Origin of the sequence: Hyphomonas sp. (assembly GCF_040882205.1) — a bacterium.
GTDB lineage: Bacteria > Pseudomonadota > Alphaproteobacteria > Caulobacterales > Hyphomonadaceae > Hyphomonas.
On record NZ_JBBEBT010000102.1, the window covers coordinates 1 to 5979 of the forward strand.

The window sequence follows — 5979 nt, forward strand, 5'->3', positions numbered from 1 at the left end:
CACTCGGATATGTCACTGAAACCAAGACCGGCTTCGAAGGCGCCCTCGCAATGATGAACCTGGACGGCCCCATCCGCATCGAGAAGAACGCGGAAAAAGCAGGGGACGGCCAGCCGGACTACCGCATCTTCGCCGGCGAAACCTCGACCGAGATCGGCGGCGGCTGGCTGCGCAAGGCGAAGCAATCGGGCCGGGAGTACCTCTCGATCACCCTCGCAGACCCGCAGATCGGCCCCCGCAAGATCTTCGCGAACCTCGCGCCGGTCAAAGGCAAGAAGGGCCGCCACGTGATCCTTTGGAACCCGAAGGAATAGCCCGCTTCTTCAGCCTCAACCTAGCCGCCCCGGAGGCATCTCCGGGGCGGCTTTGGGCCGCTCAATCGCCGGTGTGAAAGCCGGCACCATTTGAGGGGAAACGTCCGTTTCACCAGCCGGTCAAACAACGGGACCTCGAAGACCGTTTCGCCGCCGCTGGAGCGTTAAATCATTTCCGGCGCGGTCTTGCACGTGCGGGTCGGCGACTGGTATTCAGGGTTTCGATCAGGCAGCCAAGTTGCAGAAGTTATCTCGAGTTATCGAATATCCGTAAACTGGCATAATATGTATCGATATTGATCGCAGAGCAGGCGCAGCAGGAAGCTAACGCAGCTTCCTGCCCGGCAGTGGCCCAGTCTCGCGGACTTCGATCTCAGACGGTGCGGGCAGCGCCGCAAGGCGCTCCTGCATCGTTGTGGTCGTCATCCGGGCCGGATAGATCGTCAACACGTCACCGGAGCGCACGATGATGAGTTCGACGCCTTCTCCGAACGCAACGCTCTCCGGCAAAAGGAGAGCTTCGCTCTCTCCACTCATGAAAGTCCGGCTTCGGGCGATAGCCATCAGACCACGGTCACGATCGGACCATAAGCGGCAAGGCGCGTGTCATGCGTCACGAACCGGTAAGGCTCAGTCAGAGCCGTTGCGACCAGAAGCCGGTCGAACGGGTCGCCGTGATGCCGGGGAAGGGTCGCGAGCGTCAACACATGGGCGCTGGCGACCGGCACCATGACGAAACCCGCAGCTTCGAAGAAGCCCAGCGCACTTGCTGCCGGCATCGGCATGGACTCTGGACCCCGGTCCAGTGCGTGCTTGATGGCGATTTCCCAGAGACTGACGACGCCCACGTAAAGCGTGGCGGCGGGATCAAGGATCAGTGCACGCGCAGCTTCAGGCAGACGGGGATTATCCTCGACCGCCCAGATCGCAATGTGCGTGTCGAGCAACAGATTCACGAAAGCGCGCTGCTGAAAAGTGCAGCCGCTTCGGCGTCCAATTCCAGGTCCGGTTCAGGCGTCGTGAATTTTCCCTTGGCGATGCCAATACGCACGCCGACCGGCGACGCATGGATCGCCACCAGGCGCGCCGCAGGCTTGCCATTACGGGCGATGATGATCTCACGCTCCGCGCCGCTCTCAATGGCTTCCACCAGTCGGGAGAGATTCGATTTCGCATCCAGCATGTTTACAGTGGTCATAAGGCCCGAATACTGCATTAGCTTGGCTAAGTCTAGCCAATAATTGGCCTTCGGCCCGCTTCAAGCGGCACACCATACGATGGCGGTTTGCAGAGAAGGGGGATGGCCCGGGACTTGCGACGCACCCGCGCTATGGGACTTCCGTTATTCTCCACACGCGCGGTTCTTGGCATGGCTGGCCTGGCGGTTGCCGCGCTTGGCTTTGCCGCGTTGATCAGCCATCGGCTCGCGGTGCATTGGCGGAACTTGGTTTGGTGTTTATGCCAAACGGCTCAATGCTTTCGTTTATCGAGGAAGGCCCGGAAACTGTCCTGCGCGGCTGCACCGACGGCGTTTTCGGCCATGACATCGCCAGCCCGCGCATACGCCGCGGACTGCGGCAGCTCGATCTGTTGATAATAGGCTTGCTTGCCCCAACCCTTAGACTCAGCCGGTCCGCTGGTGGCGCGGTTGATCAGGTCGAGCGTGGCGGCCTCCAACTGGTCATCGGGCACCACGCGGTTGACCAGGCCCCAATCGGCCGCGGTTTGGGCGTCGATGGGATCCCCGGTCATAGCCAGCTCCAGCGCCCGCTTGCGGCCCAAGTTGCGGGCCACGGCCACCAGCGGCGTATGACAGAACAAGGCGCCCTTGCCGCCGGGAAGCGCAAAACTCGCGCCTGTCCCGGCCACGGCCAGGTCGCAGGTGGCAACAAGCTGGCATCCAGCCGCTGTGGCAAGGCCGTGCACGCGGGCCACTACCGGTTGTGGCAAGGCCTGTAGGCAATCCATCATCTCAGTGCAGATGCGGAACAGCGCCCGTATCTTGTCATGGCTGCGGCCGGCCATGTCGGCAAAATGATGCCCGGCTGAAAACACCGGCCCATTGGCGGCTATTATAACTCCGCGCGCATCGCTGCTGCCGATGTCCTGCAACACTTGGGTCAGCTCCAGCATCAGCGGGAGTGACAATGCGTTGCGCTGCTCTGGGCGGTCGAGCGTGACAGTGACAATCGAAGCCTGACGGTTAACCAGTAAATGGGGGCTTTCGGTCATTACATCATCCTTGCAGAAATGGGGTGCCTGGACCGCGCCGTAACCCCGGAGGCTGTTTGGTTTGGATCACGCAACGATAGCGGCTCCCTTCAGCGCTGCAAAGCAGTTGGCCTCGGCTTTTGCCGGCGGAGTGGTTCCGATCGGTTCGAGCAGGCGGCCAACCCTGATCTGTTGCTACTGGATGTGCGCAGCGAAGCTGAGTTCATCATTGGCCGCATTCCTGGTGCCACATGGATGGCGCGCGGTGTTGTGGAATTCCGCTTGGCCGAGACGGTGCGGGACGCAGACGCAGAAATCATCGTCTATTGCGCAACAGGTAGCCGGGCAGCGCTGGTCCAGAAGGCGCTGGTGGCGCAAGGCTATGGCAATGTGTCGGCGCATGAAGGCTTTGACACATGGGCAGGGGCACGCTTTCCCGTTGAAAATTCCTACGGCACATTCGAGCTGATTGAGCGTGAGAAGGGAAGTGATCGGTAGGCTGATGGTCAGCGTTTCTTGAGTTAATCAGGTTTCGGGTGGGGGTAGGGGATCCCATCGCATGCGGTGTTCATCACAGGATCCGATCGAAAGCCGCATGGCGATCAGCTTCGGGGAAACCCTGTTGTGACACAGTGTCAGCGCCGGAGCAGGCAACACCCCCGTATCAACCCGATAGCTATGCACCACCCCAAGACGCGCTGGACGTCTCTTGATTTTCTCACAGTTTCACAGTATCACAATACAATGCGCAATATAACAGTAGCCATCGATGAAGAAACCTACCTCGCCGCCCGGGTGAAAGCCGCGGCGCAAGGCTCCTCGATTTCCGCGCTGGTCAAGCAATTCCTGAAAGATCTGACCGCTCGTGACGCCCGGTTCGAAGCCCTCGCCCAGGAGGAAGCGAATATCCGTGTCCTGATTAAGGATTTCGACGCCGCGGCCCGATTGCCCCGCGGCGACCTTTATCGCCAGGAACCGTGAGCGTTTTCCTCGACACCAAAATCCTCCTCTACAGCCTTGACCTCAACGCTGGCGAGGGGACCAAGCGGGATGTGGCGCTTGGCTACCTGGGGCGGCGGGATCTGGTGCTTAGCGTGCAGGTCTTGCAGGAGTTCTATGTGCAGGCCACGCATGCACGGCGGGCGCGCCCATTGTCCCATGATAACGCCGTCGGCTTGATGCGTGCATGGAGCCGCTTCGAGGTGGTCGACAATACCCAGGCGCTCCTCAAGGCAGCCCTGGGGTTGCGCGCATCTGCGCAGCTGTCGCTCTGGGATGCTCTTATCGTTGCGGCTGCCGCTGGCGCTGGCTGCGAAGAATTGATCACGGAAGATCTTAATTCCGGCCAGGACATTGCTGGTGTACGGATCATAAACCCTTTCCTACGCGGCGCTTAATAAGCGCGCCTTGCTGCAGATTGGGCCGCGGTCGACGCCTGGCTCTTGAAGACGGGAAGCAAGCGCGTTCGCAAGCAGCGCCGGCCAGTGTCGGATGGCTGCCGTCGGCGAGCGCACTGACACCGGGATAGGATCCAGGCACTGTCTGAACCGGGATTCTTTGAGACAAAGCCTGAGCCGCTGGCTTTGCGATGATTGAAGTAAGCTCAAGCAGCAGCTCACTCTATGCCCTCTTTAAAGTTGAGTAACTCAACTCAGCAGCTCTTCCCACCACCACTGGCCCAGCGTGTTGGCATTCCAGCCCTTGCCGCGCTCAGTCCAGAACAAGGGCCTCGCGGTATCGCCCGGCGGATATATGCGCAGATAACTCGCGAGCTTCCACACCGGAACCTCGCCTCGGATAGCTTTGAAAAAAGCCCAGATAAAAGGAGGCTTCCTGAACTCTCGATCCGTAAGACCGATACTTTAGCGGCGGCGTCCCGATAAATGGGCTCGATAGATGCGCAGCATAAAAAGAAACAATGCCGCAACTAAATTGATGAGTATCGTAACCAAGCCGAGGACCATCGCTGCCCCGAGCAGGATTTCGATCGAACTTGGATCACTCGCCAACCAATCGCTCATGAAGGGGAAAATGTAGGTACTGCGTGCTATGGGCGCATCGATCTCACCCGAGAGGCCCGACTGGCTGCCATTCGCACGCAGGCTGAGATTGCTTGCACCGGCTGCGTCCGGAGCGGCCGAAGCGTTGTTTGATCTGTTTGCTGTTTGGACCGGTCCGGCGCCGTCAGCTGCTGGCAGGCCGTCGACCCCGGCGTCATTGAATGTGTCCGGCCGCTGTGAACGGATTTCAGTTGCGCCCGCCCCCAGGACCCGCAGCAGTTTCGGGTCATCAGTACTAATGCGCGCAATACGGCCCGGACCCAGAAGGTCAACCGCGCCGCCATCCAGCGTCGAGACTTCAACCTCGCCTTCGGTAACCTGCAGGGTCGCGCCAGCGTCCGTCACGGTCACGTTGAAAGTGGTGCCTTTGACCACAGCAGCGAGGTAGGGCGTCTTGACGCCGAAATCCCACGATTCTTTCTTTTGGATCTTGAACAGGACGCTTCCGAAGGGCTGGGAGATCTGGGTCTTTGCGTCCGCCTGGTCCGGCGCAGAAATCTTCACCAGGCTGGTTGCGCCGACGATTAAATACTCGCCGCCGCGAACAATCACGGCGCGGCCGTCGGCTCCCGTCTCAACGGCGTCGCCTGGCTTCAGGGACACGCCCCGCGCCGCCGGGACCGTTCCGGTCTCGTGCGTAATGGTCACCGCGCCGCTGCTTTCTGTCACCTGCCATGCCAGCGGCGCCGCTTGCGCGGGCGACACTAGCAGATAGGCGGCAGTTGCGGCCGCAAAGGCCAGTACCACCAAGAAGATCAAGATGCGCTTCATTTAAGAATCCTCTCGGGACACCCCCAAAACCAGTCACATGATGCACGACAGCAAAAACCTTTGAATATTCAATGAATCTCGGCTCGGCTTTGTACGATTACGTACCGAAGCAGAGGGCTTGCCGATTGAGATTGCCGAAGGTGCATCAATCGCCGCTAGCTCCGGAATAGTCGGTTGTGCTGAGTGGCAGGGCCGCGCAGAGACGAGCTGTGACGCGACCAGCCGCGCAGTCTTTGCGCTACCATTCTCGCCGCTCGTGGTGGTCATGGCGCCCTGCAGTATGTCAGAGCGACAGGCAGGCTTCTCGATCTCTCCGGTATTATCTCGCATCTCAGATGCGCAAAAATGTTTGCCCGCGCGCTCATTTTGCGGAATTAAGGCGCATCTGAAATGCGAGATAATTCTATGGCTCTTCATTTGGTCGGTGAGACGATTGACGCAAAACGAGCGTATCAGCGCGCCCAGGCCGGTGAGCTGATCCAGCTCGTGCGCGGGGTTTACGTCGATGACCAAGGCAACATCGAGGCGACGATCCTCGGCCATGCAGTACGTATCGCGCACTATCTCTAACCCAACGCATTTCTCTCGTCTGCGAGCGCGGCGCAGCTCGCGCCGACGCCCGA

At 60.0% G+C, this 5979-nt stretch carries 11 protein-coding genes; 4 read left to right on the forward strand and 7 right to left on the reverse strand.

Features of this window, described 5'->3' with window-relative positions; all coding sequences use genetic code 11:
* A partial coding sequence (locus WEA77_RS04210) for a DUF736 domain-containing protein (protein WP_368066616.1) occupies window positions 1-314 on the forward strand: 314 nt, incomplete at its 5' end.
* 324 nt (window positions 315-638) lie between these two features.
* Here WEA77_RS04210 and WEA77_RS04215 read toward each other — a convergent pair.
* From WEA77_RS04215 to WEA77_RS04230, 4 genes are all read right to left on the reverse strand, one after another.
* Complete coding sequence (locus tag WEA77_RS04215; protein ID WP_368066617.1) at window positions 639-851, reverse strand: AbrB/MazE/SpoVT family DNA-binding domain-containing protein; 213 nt, start codon at window positions 849-851, stop codon at window positions 639-641.
* Between the two features lie 26 nt (window positions 852-877).
* The gene (locus WEA77_RS04220) at window positions 878-1270 is read right to left on the reverse strand and encodes a type II toxin-antitoxin system VapC family toxin (protein ID WP_368066618.1); all 393 of its coding nucleotides are present in this window, start codon (window positions 1268-1270) and stop codon (window positions 878-880) included.
* Window positions 1267-1512 (reverse strand): type II toxin-antitoxin system Phd/YefM family antitoxin, encoded by a 246-nt coding sequence (locus WEA77_RS04225; RefSeq protein ID WP_368066619.1) that lies wholly within the window; start codon window positions 1510-1512, stop codon window positions 1267-1269. The genes WEA77_RS04220 and WEA77_RS04225 overlap by 4 nt, the downstream gene beginning before the upstream one ends.
* A 272-nt stretch (window positions 1513-1784) precedes the next feature.
* The gene (locus WEA77_RS04230; protein WP_368066620.1) at window positions 1785-2546 is read right to left on the reverse strand and encodes an enoyl-CoA hydratase-related protein; all 762 of its coding nucleotides are present in this window, start codon (window positions 2544-2546) and stop codon (window positions 1785-1787) included.
* On the opposite strand from WEA77_RS04230, the gene WEA77_RS04235 reads away from it, so the two are divergent.
* The 3 genes from WEA77_RS04235 (at window position 2529) to WEA77_RS04245 (ending at window position 3922) form a co-directional block, all read left to right on the forward strand.
* Window positions 2529-3023 (forward strand): rhodanese-like domain-containing protein, encoded by a 495-nt coding sequence (locus WEA77_RS04235; RefSeq protein WP_368066621.1) that lies wholly within the window; start codon window positions 2529-2531, stop codon window positions 3021-3023. The two genes, WEA77_RS04230 and WEA77_RS04235, sit on opposite strands and share 18 nt — an antisense overlap.
* Before the next feature lie 246 nt (window positions 3024-3269).
* Window positions 3270-3506: a hypothetical protein gene (locus tag WEA77_RS04240; protein ID WP_368066622.1), complete on the forward strand. Its 237-nt coding sequence runs from the start codon at window positions 3270-3272 to the stop codon at window positions 3504-3506.
* A complete protein-coding gene (locus tag WEA77_RS04245) occupies window positions 3503-3922 on the forward strand; it encodes a PIN domain-containing protein (RefSeq protein ID WP_368066623.1) in 420 nt (139 codons plus the stop codon). Before WEA77_RS04240 ends, WEA77_RS04245 begins: the two co-directional genes overlap by 4 nt.
* Before the next feature lie 249 nt (window positions 3923-4171).
* Here the strand turns inward: WEA77_RS04245 and WEA77_RS04250 are convergent, their stop codons facing one another.
* The 3 genes from WEA77_RS04250 to WEA77_RS04260 all read right to left on the reverse strand — a co-directional run.
* Window positions 4172-4306, reverse strand: coding sequence for a hypothetical protein (locus WEA77_RS04250; RefSeq protein WP_368066624.1), 135 nt, complete (start codon window positions 4304-4306; stop codon window positions 4172-4174).
* An 81-nt stretch (window positions 4307-4387) separates the two neighbouring features.
* The gene (locus WEA77_RS04255) at window positions 4388-5356 is read right to left on the reverse strand and encodes a FecR domain-containing protein (protein WP_368066625.1); all 969 of its coding nucleotides are present in this window, start codon (window positions 5354-5356) and stop codon (window positions 4388-4390) included.
* Window positions 5357-5389: 33 nt separating this feature from the next.
* The coding region (locus WEA77_RS04260) for a hypothetical protein (protein WP_368066626.1) at window positions 5390-5979 on the reverse strand (590 nt) is incomplete at its 5' end.

Coding starts and splice junctions, on each gene's coding strand:
- WEA77_RS04240 (WP_368066622.1), top strand. CDS start 3,270: ATGCGCAATATAACAGTAGCCATCGATGAAGAAACCTACCTCGCCGCC.
- WEA77_RS04230 (WP_368066620.1), bottom strand. CDS start 2,546: ATGACCGAAAGCCCCCATTTACTGGTTAACCGTCAGGCTTCGATTGTC.
- WEA77_RS04235 (WP_368066621.1), top strand. CDS start 2,529: ATGGGGGCTTTCGGTCATTACATCATCCTTGCAGAAATGGGGTGCCTG.
- WEA77_RS04255 (WP_368066625.1), bottom strand. CDS start 5,356: ATGAAGCGCATCTTGATCTTCTTGGTGGTACTGGCCTTTGCGGCCGCA.
- WEA77_RS04215 (WP_368066617.1), bottom strand. CDS start 851: ATGAGTGGAGAGAGCGAAGCTCTCCTTTTGCCGGAGAGCGTTGCGTTC.
- WEA77_RS04225 (WP_368066619.1), bottom strand. CDS start 1,512: ATGACCACTGTAAACATGCTGGATGCGAAATCGAATCTCTCCCGACTG.